Here is a 17,351-nt window from a genome sequence, read left to right as displayed (position 1 = left end):
CAGGGAGTGATGCGTCCGGCGCCGGCGCCGGCGGTCACCAGCGCCTTGACCGCGCCGGCGTCGTCGAGCCGGTACGGGTACGGGATGGCGGCGACGTCCCCGGCGCTCTCCTAGCTGGTGCTGCTCTGCACCCGGGCCAGCAGCGCGACGAACCGGTTCGACCCGTTGAACGCGGTCGGCTTCACCGTCGCCCGGACGGAGTAGTCGGTCCAGCCGGACGTGCCGGCCTGCGCGCGGGCGTCGCTGCTGATGCCGCTCTGCCGCAGCACCCGCGAGCCGTCGGTGGCCACCGACCAGCTGCCACCGGACGTGGTCCAGCCGGTCGAGTTGCCATCCTCGAAGTCGTCGGAGAAGAGGGTGTCGGCGTAGGCGGTGGCGGCCATGCCGACGGCGAGGGTGACCGCGACGAGCGCGGCCCCGATCGCGGTGAACAGCCCCCGGCGGTGTCTGCGCCGAGTGTCGGTGGTGTGCACGGTACCTCCTGCGGTGGGAATAGATCGACGAATATCGATCTATGAGGGTGTGGTGCGCTGAGCGCCGGGGACGGCGACCCACCGGCCGTCCGGCCGCCGCGCGGCAGCCGCGGCGACCGGCGTGCTACAGCGGCAGCCGGCCCGCGCCCGCCAGCGCCGCCACGACCAGCGGGACCAGCGGCGCCGGCAGCACCGGGCCGTGCCGCAGGGTCGGCGTCCAGCCGGCGTCCGGGGCGAGATCCGGGTCGTGCGTGGCGTTGTACGCGGCCACCAGGTCGACCGGCCGGGCCCGGCCGTCGCCGGCCCGGACCCAGTCGCCGCGGGTGGTGACCGCGGTGCCGCCCCAGTCGTGGAGCAGGTCCTCGGCGGCGACGCCGGCGCCCAGGCTGAAGAAGTTGTTCTCCACGTGCACCGCCGACTGCACCCCGACCCCGATCGCGTACGAGAAGCCGGCGCCGGCCAGCCGGTAGTGGTTGTTGTGGACGTCCACCTGGCCGAAGCGCACCCGGGGCAGCCGCTGCAGCACCGAGTCGAAGAGGTTGTGGTGCAGGGTCACCCTGAGCCGGTCGACGTCCGGGCCGACGGTGTTGGACGAGCCGATCAGCAGCACCTTGTCCCGGCCGACGAACCGGTTGTAGGAGGCGGTCACCAGGCTGGCGGTGTGCGTGACGTCCAGCGAGCCGTCGTGCACCTGGTACGGCCGGCCGAAGTGGCTCGGCTGCGCGCTGTCCGGGTTGTCGCCGTCGGTGAAGGTGTTGTGGTCGACCCAGACGTGCTCGCTGCGGCGCACCGAGATCTGGTCGTACTGGGAGTTCCAGTTGCCGGCCTCGCCGTCGGTCGGCGACCAGGCCGGGAAGCAGTCCCGGGCGTCGTCGAAGGTCAGGTTGCGCACGATCACGTTCGGCGCGCGGTCGATCATCAGGGTCAGCCCGGTCAGCCGGGCGCCGCGCAGGCCGACGATGGTGGTGTTCGGCCCGACGTTGATCTGGGTCTGCCGGGTCTGGTTGGCCACCGACCGCACCCGCGCCGCCTCCAGCGGGCCGCTCGGCGCCACCCTTCCCCACACCGCCGGGTCGTACGTGGCCAGGTAGGCGGCGAGGGAGTATCCGGGGTCGGCCAGGTCGGCGCAGTCGAGCAGGTGACCGTCCGGGCCCTCGAACCCGTCGACGGTGCCGTCCACGTACACGATCTTCGGGGTGGCGTTGCCGGCGTTGGTGGCGTTGTCCCCGCCCAACGCGGCGACCAGCTCGGCCCGGGTGGAGACGACGTTGACCTGGTCGGGGGCGGCCGTCGCGCCACCGGTGGTGCCGGGCCCCGCGGCGGCCCAGCCGTCGTTCGTCGGCAGGGTCTGCCGGCCGAGCTGGCGGGCGGTCCAGGAGAGCTGCCCGTCGGCAGCGGCGGTGGCCGGGGCCGGTGGCGGGGCCGCCACGAGGATCAGCGCGGCCAGCGCCGCACCGGTTGCGAAGCTCCGCATCGATCGTCCATCCGTCCGTCGGGAATCGGTATTCATAACGAACGATAGGAATAGAGGTTTATCGGGGTCAATCTTAAAGATATGCAGGAATGTTGCAGTTGTCCCGCTCATCCGGCATCGTCCGGCCGGAATCGGCCGGGGATTGTGGGCAGTTGTCCGATACGGTGACGGGCGGGATTTGTCGAGAGTTGCGGCTTCCTATTCGCTCGGTCCGATCCGGTAGGGCGGCACCGCCCACGGCACGCCGAGTTCCGAGGGGAGCGCCCCCCGCTCGGCGGCGCGGCGCAGCACGTCGTTGACGCCGCGCAGGCGCAGCACCCGCTCCGGGCCGGTGCCGTCCTGCTCGACCAGGTCGCCGTCGAGCAGTCGTGGTTCGGGTGCCGACCGGAGCGCGTCCAGCACGGCGGTGAAGGCCGCGGTCCGGGCCAGCGGGGCGATCAACGGCACACCGGCCGGGTCGGCGCGGTGGTCCAGCAGGTTCTCCAGTAGGCTCCGGCGTCCCGGCACCTCGCGCGGCCCGGCGTCGCCGGGCAGCAGCAGCCGGTCCGTCGGGTACTCCAGCACGGCCCGCCCGGCCCCGCCGGTCACCACCACCTCGCCGGCGATGAAGTCCTCACCGGCTAGCGTGACCGCGGCCAGCACCGGCGGCCCGACACGTGGCCGGAGCCGGAGCACGGCGGTGTCGTCCACCTCGATCGGGCGGACCCGGTAGCGTTCCACCTCGATGCCGGCCGGCCGCACCGGCGTACCGGCCACCGCCTCGGCGATCGCCAGGCACTGCATCACCGCGTGCGCCAGCGGGTTGGCCAGCGCCCCGTCCAGCACCGGCCGGCCGTGCAGGGTCCGCCGCCCCGCCCACGGCGCCCGGGCGTAGTACGCGTCGGTGCGCCGCCAGGCGGCGACCGTGGCGATGCCGGTGACCGCGCCGATCCGGCCGGCGGCCACCGCCGCGGTCAGCTCGGTCAGCGCGGCCGAGCCGAGCGCCTGGAAGCCCACCTGGCAGGCCCGCCCGGTGGCGGCCAGCGCGGCGGCCAGCTCGTCGTGCTCGGCCGTGGACAGCACCGGCGGCTTCTCCAGCAGCAGGTCCGCGCCGGCGGCGAGCGCGTCCAGGGCGACCGGCAGGTGGGTGTGCGGCGGAGTGCAGACGATCACCACATCCGGCCCGACGGCGGCGAGCATCTCCCGGTGGTCGGTGTGGACGGTGGTCTCCGGCGGCACCGGAGCGGCCGGCTCGTCCTCGACCGGGCGCAGGTCCACCAGCGCCGCCAGGCGTACCCGGCCGGCCGCGTGCAGCGGGGCCAGCGCCCGCCGGTGCCAGCGGCCGTGTCCGTTCGCGCCGACCAGCGTCACCCGGGGCGGGTCGCCCGGCCGCCGCCTATGCCAGCCTGCCGCTGCCACCCCGGGCCGGTCGCCGGCTGCCACCCCGGGCCGGTCGCCGGCTGGCGTCCCGGGCCGGCCGGCGGCCGGCGACGCGGGTGCGCCCGGCCCGGTCACCGCGCACCGGCCAGGGTCGCCGGCACCCCGTGCCGGTGCAGGGCGGTCAGCCAGTCCACCACGTCGGCGCGGACCTCGGCGTCCTCGGCCAGCTCGGCGGGGAAGATCTCGCGCAGGGCGAAGACCGCGTCCACCGCGCCGGCGGCGGTGGGCCGGGCGGCGGACAGCGCCGCGCGGATCCGGTCGGCGAGCGGATCCTGCAACGGCAGCGGCGAGCCGTCGTCGGCGGTGCCCTGGACGAAGCGCAGCCAGGCGGCGACCACCAGCGCGGCCCACCGCGCGGGCCGGCCGGCGGCGCGCAGGTCGGCGATGGTGTGCAGGACCCGCTGCGGCAGCTTCTGCGAGCCGTCCATCGCCACCTGGAGGGTGCGGTGCCGGATCGCCGGGTCGGCGAACCGGGCCAGCACCTGCTCGCCGTAGTCGACCACCCGGATGCCGTCGGGTGGAGCGAAGCTGGGCGCGACGTCCTCGGCGACCAGCCGGCGCAGCACGTCGCGCAGGTGCGGCAGGGCGAGCGCGTCGGCGACCGTCTCGCACCCGACCAGCGCGCCGAGGTAGGCGGCGGCCGAGTGCACGCCGTTGAGGGTGCGCAGCTTGAGCCGCTCCCACGGCCCGGCGTCGGCGCAGAGCACCGCCCCGGCGCGGTCCCAGGCCGGCCGGCCGCCGGGGAAGTCGTCCTCGATCACCCACTGCGCGTACGGCTCGGCGGCCACCGCCGCCAGGTCGGTCACCCCCAGCGCCCGGCGGGCGACGTCGAGCGTCTCGGCCGTGCTGGCCGGCACGATCCGGTCCACCATCGTGCCGGGGAAGGACACCTGCCCGGCGACCCAGCCGACGGCCTGTTCCGGCGCGCCCGCGTACGCCAGCGCCTGCTCGACCAGGCCGCGCAGCCGGCGGCCGTTGGCCGGCAGGTTGTCGCAGCTGACCAGCGCGACCGGCCCGGCGTCGGCGGCGGCGCGGGCCAGCAGGCCGCGCACCAGCAGGCCCGGCACGGTCACCGGCGGCCGGTCGCCGGCCAGGTCGGCGGCGAGCGCCAGGTCCGGCCGCAGCGCCCCGGTGGCCGGGTCGAGCTGGTACGCCTTCTCGGTCACGGTCAGCGTGACCACCCGGATCGCCGGGTCGGCCAGCAGCGCCACCACCGCCGCCGGGTCGCCGGCGGCGTGCCGCACCCCGGCCAGCGCGCCGACCACCCGGGTCCGCGCCCCGCCGGTGGCGAGCGTGGTGACGCTGAACAGGTTGTCCTGCGCGGCCAGCGCCTCGACCAGCGCCGCGTTGCGCGGGGCCACCCCGACGATGCCCCAGTCACCGCCGGCCGCGCCCACCGCCGCCTCGGTGTACACCGCCTGGTGGGCCCGGTGGAACGCGCCGAGACCCAGGTGGAGCACGCCGGCCGGCACGGTGCCGGGGCGCAGCAGCGGCCGGCTGGCCGTGGGCAGCCGGCGCAGCGAGCCGAGCCCGAGCCGGGACGCGCCCATAGTCAGCGCCATGCCGGGCCGTCCGGGAAGCGGAACCGGGCGACCGACTCCGGCCGCATGGTGCTGCTGTATCCGGGCTCGGTGGGCAGCAGGTACCGGCCGTTCCGGGTGCGCACCGGATCGACGAAGTGCTCGTGCAGGTGGTCGACGTACTCGATCATCCGGCCCTCCAGGCCGGTGCCGACCCGCAGGTGGTCGAAGACCGCCAGGTGCTGGACGTACTCGCAGAGCCCGACGCCGCCGGCGTGCGGGCAGACCGGCACCCCGAACTTCGCCGCCATCAGCAGCTCGGCGAGGACCTCGTCGACCCCGCCGACCCGGCAGGCGTCGACCTGCATCACCCCGATCGCCTCGGCCTGGAGCAACTGCTTGAAGACCACCTTGTTGGCGGCCACCTCCCCGGTGGCCACCCGGCACCGGCCGCCGGTCGACTCGGCGACGGCCCGGGCGATCCGGGCGTGGCCGAGGATGTCGTCGGCGTGCGTGGGTTCCTCGATCCAGTACGGGTCCACCTCGGCCAGCACCGTCATCGCGGCGATCGCCTCCTCGACCCCCCACACCTGGTTGGCGTCCATCATCAACACCGCGTCCGGGCCGATCTCCGCCCGGATGATCCGGGCCCGGCGCAGGTCGTCCGCGAGCGGCCCGCCGACCTTCATCTTCATCGCCCGCCAGCCCTGCGCGTACGCCTGCCGGGTCAGCGCCCGGACCTTGTCGTCCGGGTAGCCCAACCAGCCCACCGAGGTGGTGTACGCGGGAAAGCCGTCGCGCTCCAGCCCGGCCAGCCGGTCGGCCAGACCGTCGCGCCCCTTGTCCAGCAGCGCGGCCGCCTCGTCCGGGGTGAGCGCGTCGGCGATGTGCCGGAAGTCGACGCAGGCCACCAGGTCGTCGGTGGGCAACTCGGCCAGGAACCGCCACAGCGGCTTGCCGGCCAGCTTGGCCCGCAGGTCCCAGACCGCGTTCACCAGCGCCCCGGTGGCCATGTGGATGACCCCCTTCTCCGGGCCCAGCCAGCGCAGTTGCACGTCGGCGACGAGCGAGCGCCAGAACGCCACCGGCTCGGCGGCGATCTCGGCGACGGTGCGCCCGCGCACGTGGTGTTCCAGGGCGCGGACCGCCGCGCAGGTGAGCTCGTTGCCGCGGCCGTTGGTGAAGGTGAACCCGGCGCCGGTCGGCCCGGCGTCGGTGCCCAGCTCGACGTAGGTGGCCGAGTAGTCGCCCCGGTTGATCGCGTCCGAGCCGTCCCCCCGCGCGGCCGTGGGGAACCGGACGTCGTGCACCTCCACCGAGGTGATGGTGACGCTCATGCCCGCCCCCCGAAGTTGAAGACCCGCTTCGGCAGCCGGTACGCCAGGTCGACGATGGTCTCGGCCGCCTCCTCCATCGGCAGCCGGTGCTCGGCCACCAGCCGGGCCAGGAAGCCGGCGTCCACCCGGCGGGCCACGTCGTGCCGGACCGGGATGGAGCAGAACGCCCGGGTGTCGTCGACGAAGCCGGCGGTGTTGTAGAACCCGGCGGTCTCGGTGACCGCCTCGCGGAACCGGCGCAGCACCTCGGGGGAGTCCAGGAACCACCAGGGCGCGCCGAGGTAGAGGGCGGCGTAGCCGCCGGCGAGCGGGGCCAGCTCGCGGGTGAAGGTGTACTCGTCGAGGGTGTAGAGCACCACCCGCAGCCGGGGGTCGTTGCCGTGCGCGTCCAGCAGCGGGGCGAGGGCGTGCACGTACTCGGTGGCCTGCGGCACGTCGCCGCCGACGTCGCGGCCGTGCCGGGCGTGCAACCACCGGTTGTGGTTGCGCACCGCGCCCGGGTGCAGCTGCATGACCAGGCCGTCCTCCAGCGACATCCGGGCGAACTCCAGCAGCATGTGCGCCCGGAACGCCTCCGCGTCGCCCGGCTCGGCCCGGCCCCGCCGGGCCCGGTCGTAGCGCGCCGCCGCCTCGGCCCGGGTCAGCTCGAGCGTCCGGGCGGTGAGGTGGCCGTGGTCGGAGGAGGTCGCGCCGGCCGCGACGAACGCCGCCCGCCGCGCCCGCAGCGCGGCCAGGTAGCCGGCGTACGTGTTGGTGTCCTCGCCGGTCAGCTCGCCGAGCCGGTCCACGTTGGCCGACCAGTTGTCGAACTCCATGTCCACCACGTCGTCCGGGCGGAAGGTGGTGACCACCCGCCCACCGGGCCCGCCCCAGCCGTCCGCGGCGAGCTTGGCGTGCTGCCCCAGGTCGTCCAGGGGCGACTCGGTGGTGGCCAGCACCTCGATGTTGAACCGTTCGAACAGTGCCCGGGGCCGGAAGCCGGGCTCGGCCAGCCGGGCGGCCAGCTCGTCGTAGACCGCGTCGGCGGTGGCCGGGGTGAGCGGCGTGCCCACCCCGAACACCTCGGTGAGGGTCTGTTCCAGCCAGAGCCGGGACGGGGTGCCGCGGAACAGGTGCCAGTGCGCGGCGAAGCGGCGCCAGATCCGCCGCCCGTCGGTCTCCACCGGGCTGCCGTCCCGGCTCGGCACGCCCAGCTCGGCCGGCGGCACGCCCTGGCTGAGCAGCATCCGGGTCAGGTAGTGGTCGGGCACGATGAGCAGCCGGGCCGGGTCGGGGAACGGCCGGTCCTCGGCCAGCAGCGCCGGGTCGACGTGCCCGTGCGGGGAGATGATCGGCAGCTCGGCCGCCAGCGCGTACAGCTCCCGGGCCAGCGCGCGCTGGCCCGGTTCGGCGGGCAGGAGCAGGTCGGTACGGGACGTGGTGGGCACGGAATGCGGCTCCCGGGTTCGAGGTCAGGGCAGGGTGAGCAGGTCGGCGACCCGGACGGGCCGGCCGGTGTCGAAGGACCGGTTGGCGGCCAGCCCGGTGAGCAGGGCCAGCGCGCCGTCGTGGGCGGTGGCGGCCCGGTCGAGCGGGTCGGGGGCCCCGCCGAAGAGCACCCGGGTCATCCGGGCGTCCGCGCCGCCGTGGCCCTGCCGGGTGTACCCCTCGACGGTGATCGGTTGCGGCGGCGTCCAGAACGGCCGCAGGGTCAGCGTGGCGGCGCCCCCCTCGGCGGCGGCCTCCGCGCCGTGCAGGGCGGCGCCCTTGAGCGCGCCGGCCGCCTCCGGGCTGACGTACGCGCTCTCGGTGACCTCCAGCTCCAGCCGGCCGCGGCTGCCGTTGACCATCACCCGGTAGCCCTCCCAGGGCGCGTAGGCGGTGAGGTGGTAGGTCATCGTGGCGCCGGTGGAGTAACGGGCCAGCACCGCCATGTCGTCCTCGATGGTGACGCCGGGGGCGAAGACGTTGCGGTCGCGCCGGTAGCCGTCCTCGCCCTCGGCGTCGAGGTAGAGCTCGCGCAGCCGGGGGTGGGCGGCCAGCCGCAGCGCGAACGGGTCGCCGCTGGCGGCGGGGGCGCCGTGCGCCCGGTCGTAGTCGCGGGCGTAGCCGTGCCGGCGGCCGGGCTCGCCGTAGAAGAAGAGCCGGCCGACGGCGAAGACCTCCACCGGCCGCGCGTCCAGCCACCAGTTGACCAGGTCGAAGTGGTGACTCGCCTTGTGCACCATGAGCCCGCCGGAGGCGGCCTTGTCGCGGTGCCAGCGGCGGAAGTAGTCGGCCCCGTGGCGCACGTCGAGCAGCCACTCGAAGTGCACCGAGCCGATCTCGCCGACCGCCTGGTCGGCGAGCAGCCGGCGCACCTGCTCGTGCAGCGGGTTGTAGCGGTAGTTGAAGGCCACCGTGACCCGCCGGCCGGTGCGCGCCACCGCGTCCAGGATCCGCCGGCAGCGCGGCGCGTCCACCGTCATCGGCTTCTCGGTGACCACGTCGCAGCCGGCCTCCAGCGCGGCCACGATGTAGCCGTCGTGGGTGACGTCCACGCTGGTCACCAGCACCACGTCGACCCGCTCCTTCGCCAGCATCGCGGGGAAGTCGGCGGCCCGGTAGGTCGGCACCGGCGGGTGGCCGGACTCGCCCAGCCACCGGTTGTGCGCGTCCATCCGGGCCTGGTTGACGTCGGCGAAGGCGACCAGCTCGGCGGTGTCGGGGTGGTCGCGCACCAGTGCCCGGACGAACATCTCGGCGCGGGCGCCGGTGCCCACCACGGCGTACCGGAGCCGCCCGCCGGCCTGTGGTGACATCTGGTCGGCCTCCCCGGGAAGCTGCAAAGGTTTGCAGTGAAGTAACCACGATCGATCCTGACGAGTCAACGCCTCCGCGGGAATCGGCGGCTTTTGATGTGATTAGCGCGGATGCATGCGGCTACTGGGAGCGCGGCCGAAATCGAGCTGTAACTCTCCACCGTTGACACTGGCGCAACCGTTTGCATTAATTGGCGACACCCGTGACCGCCGCCACATCGGAGGGACACCGTGCCAGTCACCATCAGGGACGTAGCGCGGGCCTCCGGCGTGCACATCTCCACCGTCTCCCGCACCTTCTCCGCGCCGCACCTGGTCAACCCGGAGACCCGGGTCCGGGTGCTGGCCTGCGCGGAGGATCTCGGCTACCGGCCCAACCGGGCCGCCCGGGCGTTGATCACCGGCCGGACGCACAACATCGGCCTGATCATCGCCGACATCGCCAACCCGTTCTTCCCGCCGTTGATCAAGGCGGCGGAGGGCCAGGCCCGGCACCGCGACTACCACGTCTTCGTGGCCGACACCAACGAGGATCCGATCACCGAGGAGGAGCTGGTCCACGCCCTGGCCAAGCAGGTCGACGGGGTGCTGCTGTGCAGCCCCCGGATGAGCAACAGCCTGATCGAGCAGCTCAGCCGGGAGGTTCCGCTGGTGGTGGTGAACCGCCAGCTGGCCGGGCTGCCGTGCGTGCTGATGGACGTGGGGCAGGGGGCCCGGGCGGCGGTGGAACACCTGGTCGGCCTCGGCCACCGGGAGATCGCGCTGCTCGGCGGCCCCCGTGGCTCCTGGACCAACCGGGAGATCCGCCGGGCCGCGGCCGCGGCGGCCCGGGCCGGCGGCGCCGAACTGACCGTGCTCGGCCCGAACCCGCCGACCGAGACCGGTGGCCTGGCCCTGGCCGAACAGGTCCAGCGCAGCGGCGTGACCGCCGTGCTCGCCTACAACGACCTGATGGCGATCGGCCTCATCGAGGGGCTCGACGCACTCGGGATCCGGGTGCCGGAGCAGGTGAGCGTCGTCGGGGTGGACGACATCGCCCTGAGCCGGCTGACCCGGCCCAAGCTGACGACGGTGGCCACGCCGACCGCGGCCGCCGGCCGGACGGCCGTCGACATGCTGTTGCAACAGGACGCCGAGCCACCGCGCGCCGCGCGGGGGATCGGCGCCGGAACGGCTTCCGGCGCCCGTCGCACCACCGCACAGGTAATGCTCCAGACCGAACTGGTCATCCGCGACTCGACCGGGCCGGGCCCCTACGCCGGCCGGGACCGTCCCTCGGCCGCCCCGGCAGGCCCGGGCCCGCATCGCCTTGCGGGCCCGGGCGTCCCGGTGGCAGCCACCGGTGACGGCGTCGCCTCCTAACGCCGAGGAGTGAGCGCACATGCACCCCGCAACGCCCCCCACCGCCGGCGCGCCCGCCGGGCGCACCTACCGTACCCCCCTGCCCCGCCGCCGGTTGCTGCGCGGCCTGCTCGCCGTGGCGGTCGCCGCGCCGCTGGTCACCGGGGCCGCCGCCTGCGGCGGCGACGATCCGGCGGCCGACCCGAACGCCCCGGTGAAGCTCTCGGTCTTCTGGTGGGGCGGCGAGGCCCGGGCCAAGCTGACCGAGGAGGCCCTCGCCCTCTACACGCAGCAGCACCCGAACGTGACGTTCGAGAAGACCTGGCAGGCCAACCAGGGCTACTTCGACAAGCTGGCGACCCTCACCGCCGGCGGCAACCCGCCGGACCTGTTCCAGATCGACGACAACTTCCTGGCCGAGTACGCCGCCCGCAACACCACGCTGGACCTCACCTCATACCAGAACTCCGGCAAGCTGGACACCTCGAAGTTCCCCAAGAGCCTCTGGCAGTACGGGGTGGTCGACGGCAAGCTCGCCGGCCTGGCCGCCGGGGAGAACACCCAGGGCCTGGTCTACAACAAGACGCTGCTGGCCAGACACGGGCTGCCCGAGCCGACCACCGGGATGAGCTGGGAGGAGCACGTCGCCTGGGCCGAGCGGGTGGCGAAGACCGCCAAGGTGCCCGGCACCCAGGACCCGAGCGCCGACTACAAGGCGTTCTGGGTGTGGCTGCGCCAGCAGGGCAAGGACATGTACTCCGGCAAGGACCTCGGCTTCACCGCCGAGGACGTGACCCGCTGGTTCGAGCTGTGGAAGGGCGCCCGGGACCGGGGCGCCACGCCCACCCCGGACGTCATCCACGAGGGCAACGTCACCGACATCACCAAGCAGCTGGTGGTGACCGGCAAGGCGGCCACCTCCTGGGTCTGGGTCAACCAGATGCCGGAGCTGAAGAAGAACACCAAGGACGAGCTGGGCGTGATCGCGTACCCGGGTGACCCGAGCGCGCAGTGGGCCCGGGCGTCGATGTACTGGTCGGTGTTCCGCGGCAGCAAGCACAGGGACGTGGCCGTCGACGTGATCAACTTCCTGATGAACGACCCGGAGGCGGTCAAGCTGCTCGGCACCGACCGCGGCCTGCCGTCCAACCAGAACCTGCGCCGGGTGGTCAGCGACGACACCACCGACCCGGCGATGAAGCAGTCCATCGCGGTCGAGGCCGAGCTGGCGCAGAAGTTCGGCGAGTCCCCGCAGGTGCCGATCAAGGGCCACAGCAAGGTCCGCGCCGAACTGGTGAAGGCCGCCGAGAACGCCCAGTACGGCCGGGCCACGCCCGCCGAGGCGGCCGCCCAGTTCGTCGCGGCCTGCACATCCGCCATCGCCTGACCCGACGTCGTCCGGAGAGGAGCCGGCTCGTGGCCCTGACCACGGCGCCCGACCCGACCCGCCGCGGCCCCGGTTCGGTCCGGCCCCGCGCCAACCGGCGCGGGCCCGGGCGGGCCCGGCACAGCGAAGGTCTGGCGGGGTACGTCTTCCTGTCGCCCTGGCTCATCGGCCTGATGGCCGTCACGGCGATCCCGATGCTGCTGTCGCTCTACCTCAGCTTCACCAACTACGACATCCTCACGCCCTGGTCCGAGGTGGAGTGGGTGGGGCTGGCCAACTACGAGCGGATGTTCACCGCCGACCCCTCGTGGTGGCACTCGGTCCGGGTGACGCTGACCTTCGCGCTGGTCGCCGTGCCGCTGAAGCTGGCCGCCGCGCTCGGGGTGGCGCTGCTGCTCAACCGGGCCTGGCGGGGCGTCGGCCTGTTCCGCGGGCTGTTCTACCTGCCGTCGCTGCTCGGCGGCAGCGTCGCGCTCGCCATCGTCTGGGTCAACATGTTCAACCGGGACGGCGCGTTCAACTCCTTCCTCGCCCTCTTCGGCATCACCGGCAAGCCCTGGGTCAACGACCCCGACTGGGCGCTGCAGACCCTGATGGTGCTGGCCGTCTGGCAGTTCGGCGCACCGATGGTGATCTTCCTGGCCGGGCTCAAGCAGGTGCCCACCGAGCTGTACGAGGCGGCCGCGGTCGACGGCGCCGGCCGGTGGCGGCAGTTCGTCAACGTCACCCTGCCGATGCTCTCCCCGGTCATCTTCTTCAACCTGGTGCTGGAGACCATCAACGGCTTCCAGGGCTTCACCGCCGCGTTCGTGCTGAGCAACGGCACCGGCGGGCCGGTCGACTCGACCCTGATGTACACGCTCAACCTCTACATCACCGGCTTCACCGACCTGGAGATGGGCTACGCCTCCGCGATGGCCTGGGTCTTCCTGGTCGCCATCGCGGTGATCACGGTGATCTTCTTCAGCACCGGGCGGTTCTGGGTGCACTACTCCGACGGGGAGGACCGGTGATGGTGGCGGTGACCACGCGCCCGGTGACGGCCGGCGCCCGGCGACCGCGCAGCCGCTCGGCGCTGCGGCTGCTGGTGCTGCTGGCCATCCTCGCGGTGGTGCTCTACCCGCTGGTCTGGATGCTCGGCACCTCGGTGAAGAGCCAGCAGGAGATCGTCAACAACATCGGCCTGCTGCCGCGGCGGTTCACCCCGGGCAACTACACCGACGGCTGGACCAACTTCGACGTCAGCTTCGGCCGGTTCTTCCTCAACAGCGCGATGGTCAGCCTGCTCACCGTGGTCGGCAACGGGGTGTCCTGCCTGCTCGCCGCGTACGCCTTCGCCCGGCTGCGGTTCCGGCTGCGCGGCGTCTGGTTCGCCGTCATGATCGGCACCCTGCTGCTGCCCGGGCACGTGCTGATCGTGCCGCAGTACATCCTCTTCCGCAGCCTCGGCCTGGTCGGCGGCGACTGGCCGTACCTGCCGCTGCTGGTGCCGCAGTTCCTGGCCACCGAGGCGTTCTTCGTCTTCCTCATGGTGCAGTTCATGCGGGGCATCCCGCGTGAGCTGGACGAGGCGGCCAAGATCGACGGAGCGAACGCGTTCGGCATCTTCCGGCACGTCATCCTGCCGCTGAGCCGCCCGGCGCTGGTCACCACCGCGATCTTCTCGTTCATCTGGACCTGGAACGACTTCTTCCGGCAACTGGTCTTCCTCTCCGACCTGGAGGACTACACCGTGCCGGTGGCGCTGACCCTGTTCATCGACTCGACCAGCCAGAGCGCGGTCGGCCCGATGTTCGCCATGTCGGTGCTGTCGCTGCTGCCGGTCTTCGGGTTCTTCGTGGCCTTCCAGCGGATGCTCGTCGAGGGGATCAACACCAGTGGCCTCAAGGGATGAACCGGCCCGGCGGGACGCCCGCGATCCGGCCGCCCCGCCGCCGGACGGCCCCGCGGAGCGGATGACGCGCGACTGGCGCGACGTCCTCGCCGACGCCGCCGACCTGGCCCTGCTCGGCATCCTGCTGACCGCGGCCGCCCTGCCGCTGCTGACCGCCGCCGCCGCGGCGGCCACCGCCAGCGCCGCGGTGCACGACCGGTTCCGCACCGGCGGGTGGCCGTCGGCGCGGCGGACCCTGGCCCGGTTCGGCCGGGCCGTGCCGGCCGGCGTGCCGGTGTCCCTGCTCGCGCTGGGCGGCGGTGGGCTGCTCGCCGCCGACCTGGCCGCGCTGGCCACCGGGCGGGTCCCCGGCGGGACGCCCGCGCTGGCGGTCACCGCGCTGGTCGCGGTCGCCGTCGCCGGCTACGCCGGGCTGGTCGTGGTCGAGGTGGGCCGTACCGGGGGGCGGTGGCGGGCCGCCGCCCGGTCCGCCGCCCGCACCTGCCTCGACCACCCGGCCCGGTGGGCCGCGCTGGCCGGAACGGCCGGGGTGGCCCTCCTGCTCGCAGCCCTGGTCACCCCGGTCGCGGTGCCGATCCTCGCCGGCTACACCCTGGCCGCCCTGCACGCGGTCGCCCGCCGTCCCGCCGCCCGCCCGGAACCGTCGTGACCGCGGCACCGCACCCCGCCGCCGGCACGCCGGACCGGCCGACCGGCGGCGCCGGCGCAGCCCGTCCGCCCGCCGCGGCGGCCGACGGCGCCGGGTGCCCGGTCCCCGGGCCGGACGGCACGGACCAGGCGCTGCTGGTCGACGGCGTCGAGGTGGCCCGGTACCGGGTGGCCCCCCGGCTGGACGCCCGGCACGGTCCCCGGCCGTACCTGCACCCGGTGCGGACCCGGGCCGGCACGGTGGTGACCGACGCGCTCCCCGCCGACCACGTCTGGCACCTCGGCGCCTCGCTGGCGGTGCAGGACGTCGACGGCTCCAACCTGTGGGGCGGGCGCACCTACGTGCGGGACATCGGCTACACCTGGCGCGCCGACCACGGCCGGATCGCGCACACCGGCTGGCTGCACCGCTCGCCCGACCGGCTGGCACACCACCTGGCGTGGCGGGACCCGGCCGGGGCGGTGCTGCTCACCGAGCGGCGTGCCCTCGGCGTCGCGGCGCTGCCCGGGCACCCCGGCGCGTGGCGGCTCGACCTCGACTACACGCTCACCGCGCCGCCCGGCAGGGACGTGCGGCTGGGCAGCCCGGCCACCAACGGCCGCCCCGGCGGCGCCGGCTACGGCGGCTTCTTCTGGCGTGCGCTGGCCGACCGGCCGCCGGCGCTGTTCACCGCGTCCGGGCAGGGGGAGGAGGCGGTCAACGGCTCCGCCGAGCCCTGGCTGGCGCTGCGCGCCGAGGCGGGCGGCGCCGCGTACACCCTGGTCTTCACCGGGCTCGGCCCCGGCGACCGGTGGTTCGTCCGGGCGCGGATGTACCCGGGGGTGTGCGTGGCGTTCGCGTTCGACCGGCCCTGTGTGGTGCCCGCCGGGGCCGGGCGCAGCGGCCGGCACCGGGTCGCGGTCGCCGACGGGGCGCTGGACCGGGACGCCGCCGCCGCACTGGCCGCCGCGCTCGACCCCGGGCGGCCGTGACCGGGGCGGACCGGACCGCGCCCGAGGTGGCGACCCGTGGGCGAGCCGATCGTGGTGCTCAGCCCGGTCGCCGGGGCTCCGCTGGAAGCCGACCGGCTCGCACGCAAGGGCACGCACCGCCGAGCCGGAGTAGCCCTGGTGGGCCGAGCCGCCGTGACACGATTTGCCGGTGACGGAGCGACGCCCGGCGGGACCTCTCCCGGTGCTGCTGATCGGGCTCACCGTGGTGTCGGGTCTGGTGGACGCCTTCAGCTTCCTGGTCCTGGGGCGCGTGTTCGTCGCGAACATGACCGGGAACGTGCTGTTCCTGGGGTTCGCCGTGGCCGGCGTCGGCGAGGCCGCCATCAGGACGAACCTGCTGGCGCTGGTCTGCTTCGTCGTGGGGGCCCGGGTCGGGGGCAGGTGGGCGGCCGGTCGCCCTCCGCACCGAGGTCGGGTGATCGCCGTGGCGTCCCTGGTCCAGGCGGGACTGGTCGCGGTCTCGGCGGTGACCGCCGAGGTCGCCGGTTCGTCGGACCCGGTCATCCACTCGGCACTCGTCAGCGTGCTCGCGGCGGCCATGGGGGGACAGAACGCCGTGGTGCGTCGCATGGGCGTGACCGACCTGCCCACGACGGTCGTGACCAGGACGCTCACCAGCCTGGTCGTCGACACCACGCTCCGCTCGGTGCCGACCCGCCGGCTGTGGACCGTGGTGGCGCTGTTCTCCGGCGCGGCGGTGGGCGCCGCGCTGCTGCGCTGGGTCTTTCCGGCGGCGCCCCTGTGGCTGGCGGTGATCGTCCTCGCGGGTGGTGCCGGCGTCGCCTGGCGGGCCGTCGCCCGGCCGCGCTCAGACCTGTGGCGCTGACCCGGCGCCGATCAGCCGCCGCCCGCGGTAACCCGGACCGCCTTGACGACGGCCGGGATCGAACCGATCAGCAGTACCAACCCCCAGACCAGGGCGACCACCGCGAAGACCAGCGCGCCGATGTCGTCGAGGATGCTGACCAGGATCACCGGCACCAGCCGGTGCAGGAACTCCAGGGCGACCGTGCAGAGCAGCGTGGTCAGCACCAGCGCGACCAGGCCCTTGTTCTGCGCGAAGCGCGGCTGCGCGGCCACCAGCAGCCCGGCCCAGGCGAGCTTGAGCAGCAGCACCAGCCCGAGCAGCACTGCCGCCTCGCCGACCGGGAAGAACCCCCACAGCGCCAGGTAGGCGAGGGTGCCGAACGGCGCGGCCAGGAAGAGCGAGACCATCACGGACAGCTCGACGAAGGCGACCACCAGCGCGAGCACCGACACGATGATCAGCACGAGCGAGAAGACCAGGGTGGCCGCCCCCTGCACCCGGCCCTGGACCCGGTCCGGCAACAGCAGGCTCAGGCAGAACAGCCCGGTGGTCCAGACCGCCACCGCGTCGACGAGCGCCAGGTAGGTCGTACCGCGGCCGGACGGCTCGGTCACCCCGGAGACGTCGCCGAGTTCCACGTCCAGCTCCCCGGCGCTGTCCCGGAGCGCGGCGCCGGCGTCCCCGCCGCCGGTGAGCAGCCCGGCGCCGAGCTCCACCGCGACCGCCAGCACCACCGCCAGCATCGCCAGCAGCAGGAACGGCTTGCGCAACTCGCCCATCAGGGCCTCCTCCTCGCGGCCGGCGGCGGTCAGGACGGGGCGACGGTGACGGTGCAGGTGCCCAGGCCCGGGCAGCGCAGCAGGACGGCGGTCGGCCGGTCCACGGCGACCCGGACCACCGCGCCGCCGCCGTCGGCGGCCGGCTCGACGTCGTCGCGCACGGTGACGTCGACGTCCCCGGGCGCCGGCGCCTCGACGGTGAACGTGCCCGGGCTGCGCAGGACCAGCGTGCGCAGCCCGCCCGGATCGGCGATCCGCAGCGCGCAGCCGCCGGAGAAGACCAGCCGGCCGGCTTCCCCGGCGCAGTCCGCGGCGACCGTCGCCGGGTCCACCGCGGCCTGCTCGCCGCCGAACCGGCCGAGCCGCTCCACCAGGCCCGACCGGGCGCCGGGATCGCCCCGGTCGTCCCGGCCGGCGGCCACCGCGACCGCGAAGAGCACCACCAGCAGCACGCCGAGCGCGGCCAGCAGCGCCTTCTGCCGGCCGCTCATGCCGGCA

At 74.4% G+C, this 17,351-nt stretch carries 16 protein-coding genes; 7 read left to right on the top strand and 9 right to left on the bottom strand.

The features are described from left to right. Window positions 1–110: 110 nt before the first annotated feature. The 7 genes from AC1WTP_RS00560 to AC1WTP_RS00530 form a co-directional block, all read right to left on the bottom strand. Window positions 111–473 (bottom strand): hypothetical protein, encoded by a 363-nt coding sequence (locus AC1WTP_RS00560; RefSeq protein WP_481647253.1) that lies wholly within the window; start codon window positions 471–473, stop codon window positions 111–113. Window positions 474–597: 124 nt separating this feature from the next. Next, complete coding sequence (locus AC1WTP_RS00555; RefSeq protein WP_481647252.1) at window positions 598–1,947, bottom strand: pectate lyase family protein; 1,350 nt, start codon at window positions 1,945–1,947, stop codon at window positions 598–600. A 198-nt stretch (window positions 1,948–2,145) separates the two neighbouring features. Next, window positions 2,146–3,297 carry a Gfo/Idh/MocA family protein gene (locus AC1WTP_RS00550; RefSeq protein ID WP_481647251.1) on the bottom strand — a complete coding sequence of 384 codons (1,152 nt, stop codon included), beginning with the start codon at window positions 3,295–3,297 and terminating at the stop codon, window positions 2,146–2,148. A 140-nt stretch (window positions 3,298–3,437) separates the two neighbouring features. Next, the gene (locus AC1WTP_RS00545; RefSeq protein WP_481647250.1) at window positions 3,438–4,928 is read right to left on the bottom strand and encodes a mannitol dehydrogenase family protein; all 1,491 of its coding nucleotides are present in this window, start codon (window positions 4,926–4,928) and stop codon (window positions 3,438–3,440) included. After that, entirely contained in the window at window positions 4,919–6,223 is a 1,305-nt protein-coding gene (locus AC1WTP_RS00540) for an enolase C-terminal domain-like protein (protein ID WP_481647249.1), read from the bottom strand. Before AC1WTP_RS00540 ends, AC1WTP_RS00545 begins: the two co-directional genes overlap by 10 nt. Continuing rightward, on the bottom strand, window positions 6,220–7,650 hold the full coding sequence (uxaC, locus tag AC1WTP_RS00535; protein ID WP_481647248.1) for a glucuronate isomerase: 1,431 nt from the start codon (window positions 7,648–7,650) through the stop codon (window positions 6,220–6,222). Before uxaC ends, AC1WTP_RS00540 begins: the two co-directional genes overlap by 4 nt. A gap of 24 nt (window positions 7,651–7,674) precedes the next feature. Further along, window positions 7,675–9,003, bottom strand: a complete 1,329-nt coding sequence (locus AC1WTP_RS00530) for a Gfo/Idh/MocA family protein (RefSeq protein ID WP_481647247.1) — start codon at window positions 9,001–9,003, stop codon at window positions 7,675–7,677. Between the two features lie 231 nt (window positions 9,004–9,234). On the opposite strand from AC1WTP_RS00530, the gene AC1WTP_RS00525 reads away from it, so the two are divergent. The 7 genes from AC1WTP_RS00525 to AC1WTP_RS00495 all read left to right on the top strand — a co-directional run bounded on the left by AC1WTP_RS00525 (window position 9,235) and on the right by AC1WTP_RS00495 (window position 16,092). Continuing rightward, window positions 9,235–10,365, top strand: coding sequence for a LacI family DNA-binding transcriptional regulator (locus AC1WTP_RS00525; protein WP_481647246.1), 1,131 nt, complete (start codon window positions 9,235–9,237; stop codon window positions 10,363–10,365). Between the two features lie 19 nt (window positions 10,366–10,384). Continuing rightward, entirely contained in the window at window positions 10,385–11,731 is a 1,347-nt protein-coding gene (locus AC1WTP_RS00520) for an ABC transporter substrate-binding protein (RefSeq protein ID WP_481647245.1), read from the top strand. A 29-nt stretch (window positions 11,732–11,760) separates the two neighbouring features. Next, window positions 11,761–12,744 (top strand): carbohydrate ABC transporter permease, encoded by a 984-nt coding sequence (locus AC1WTP_RS00515; RefSeq protein WP_481647244.1) that lies wholly within the window; start codon window positions 11,761–11,763, stop codon window positions 12,742–12,744. Further along, on the top strand, window positions 12,744–13,625 hold the full coding sequence (locus tag AC1WTP_RS00510; protein WP_481647417.1) for a carbohydrate ABC transporter permease: 882 nt from the start codon (window positions 12,744–12,746) through the stop codon (window positions 13,623–13,625). The genes AC1WTP_RS00515 and AC1WTP_RS00510 overlap by 1 nt, the downstream gene beginning before the upstream one ends. Beyond that, window positions 13,609–14,274 carry a hypothetical protein gene (locus AC1WTP_RS00505; RefSeq protein WP_481647243.1) on the top strand — a complete coding sequence of 222 codons (666 nt, stop codon included), beginning with the start codon at window positions 13,609–13,611 and terminating at the stop codon, window positions 14,272–14,274. The genes AC1WTP_RS00510 and AC1WTP_RS00505 overlap by 17 nt, the downstream gene beginning before the upstream one ends. After that, window positions 14,271–15,245 (top strand): DUF6807 domain-containing protein, encoded by a 975-nt coding sequence (locus AC1WTP_RS00500; protein ID WP_481647242.1) that lies wholly within the window; start codon window positions 14,271–14,273, stop codon window positions 15,243–15,245. The genes AC1WTP_RS00505 and AC1WTP_RS00500 overlap by 4 nt, the downstream gene beginning before the upstream one ends. Before the next feature lie 169 nt (window positions 15,246–15,414). Further along, entirely contained in the window at window positions 15,415–16,092 is a 678-nt protein-coding gene (locus AC1WTP_RS00495) for a YoaK family protein (protein ID WP_481647241.1), read from the top strand. Window positions 16,093–16,103: 11 nt separating this feature from the next. Here the strand turns inward: AC1WTP_RS00495 and AC1WTP_RS00490 are convergent, their stop codons facing one another. Together AC1WTP_RS00490 and AC1WTP_RS00485 are read right to left on the bottom strand one after the other, a co-directional pair. Beyond that, a complete protein-coding gene (locus AC1WTP_RS00490) occupies window positions 16,104–16,853 on the bottom strand; it encodes a hypothetical protein (protein ID WP_481647240.1) in 750 nt (249 codons plus the stop codon). A 29-nt stretch (window positions 16,854–16,882) separates the two neighbouring features. After that, window positions 16,883–17,344: a hypothetical protein gene (locus tag AC1WTP_RS00485; protein ID WP_481647239.1), complete on the bottom strand. Its 462-nt coding sequence runs from the start codon at window positions 17,342–17,344 to the stop codon at window positions 16,883–16,885. Window positions 17,345–17,351 lie beyond the last annotated feature (7 nt).

The organism is Micromonospora sp. R311, assembly GCF_056780015.1.
The sequence above is the reverse complement of the archived record's forward strand: the minus strand, read 5'-3'. Positions and strand labels throughout refer to the sequence as shown.